Origin of the sequence: Moorena sp. SIO2C4 (genome assembly GCF_010672485.1) — a bacterium.
In the GTDB taxonomy this organism is placed as follows: Bacteria; Cyanobacteriota; Cyanobacteriia; order Cyanobacteriales; family Coleofasciculaceae; genus Moorena; species Moorena producens.
In genome coordinates, this window is the sequence record NZ_JAAHGN010001525.1 from 1 (window position 1) to 1,205 (window position 1,205).

1 protein-coding gene and 2 pseudogenes are annotated in these 1,205 nt (G+C 39.6%); 2 read left to right on the forward strand and 1 reads right to left on the reverse strand.

Translation table 11 applies throughout. The annotated features are described in order from the left end of the window. Positions 1–103: 103 nt before the first annotated feature. Positions 104–358 carry a hypothetical protein gene (locus F6K20_RS39200; RefSeq protein ID WP_287265387.1) on the reverse strand — a complete coding sequence of 85 codons (255 nt, stop codon included), beginning with the start codon at positions 356–358 and terminating at the stop codon, positions 104–106. 261 nt (positions 359–619) lie between these two features. On the opposite strand from F6K20_RS39200, the pseudogene F6K20_RS39205 reads away from it, so the two are divergent. Further along, positions 620–892: pseudogene (locus tag F6K20_RS39205) on the forward strand (hypothetical protein); the annotation flags it as partial. Positions 893–899: 7 nt separating this feature from the next. After that, positions 900–1,205 (forward strand): annotated as a pseudogene (locus F6K20_RS39210) (transposase); the annotation flags it as partial.

Genomic DNA, 1,205 nt, shown 5'->3' on the forward strand with positions numbered 1-1,205 from the left:
GTACACTAACCCAGAAATAATCCGATCCAATTGACCAAAGGCCACCCTAGGCGAACATACTTAATTCTTGAGCTAGGGGGGAAACCCCCCCTACTAAGTTAGTCTAATCTAGAATTATGTACTTCGTCATAGTGGTGATGAATTCGCCAGGAATTCCCGTCGGCTGAAGGGGGCTCCAGTCGGAAATTTGGGCATAACGCAGTGCAGAAAGGGTATACATGGTGTTGCTTATTGCCCGGCGGGAGCCCTTAAGAATGTGCTGAACGGGGTATTTTTTTGGAGAAGGTTCCTGAGGAGTATTACTAGGAGTGATTTCCTCAGGATTGTTTTCTTGATTCGGGCGAAAGTTGTCAGGCATAGTTCAAAAGTGGTTTTGAAATTAATAATATAATCATAACGATTATATTATTAATTGTCAAGGGTTTTTATCAAGGGGTGACAACAAGGCTATAAAACAGTCTGGATAATGGATAGAGCATTAAGTCCTCACTTAAAATAGAGACGTTTGTGAGGTTTTTCTCAAGGGGTGACAAGGGAGCTATAAAGTAGAGAAAATAATGCTTTAAGCCAATCCTTATCTATAAAAATAGGGAGGTATGAGACCTCCCCAAAATCAATAATGTTCCCTGGCCTTTCGGCCACGCTACGCGAACAATTCTACCAAACCGTCTTCGAGACTCATCTGAATACTTGCCAATATTTAACTCTACAATTGTTAATCTTGCTCCTGCAAGACCATCGAAATGTTAGCTTATCGAGATTGGCAAAACTCTTTCCACAGCCAATAAAATATGAAAGCAGAGTACGCAATATTCAAAGGTTTTTGAATTTGCTTAAGTTAAGCGCAAAACTGTTGTGGTTTCTTACAATCAAGCAAATAATAAAACAAGAAGTTCACAACTATCAAAGGATTTATTCGGCCAAAATTAGTACCAAAACTTTGGGATAATGCCTGTGTTGTTATGGATAATGCCAAAATCCATTTGGGAGAAATGGTAAGAGAAGTGATTGAAGAAGCTGGAGCTAAACTAGTTTATTTACCCCCCTACTCTCCCGAATTTTCGCGGTGCGACCCCGCGCTTTTTCAAAGCTAAGCGTGAACGCGCACCAAGAGAACCGATATAAAATTTTTGATCAAAAGTTAAAAGTACTTTAAAAAAAATCGGAGCAAGAACCTATAAAGATTTAATTGATGGGATTACCTC

Excerpts from the sequence above, each read along its gene's own strand:
- F6K20_RS39200 (WP_287265387.1), bottom strand. The coding sequence starts at position 358 with ATGCCTGACAACTTTCGCCCGAATCAAGAAAACAATCCTGAGGAAATC.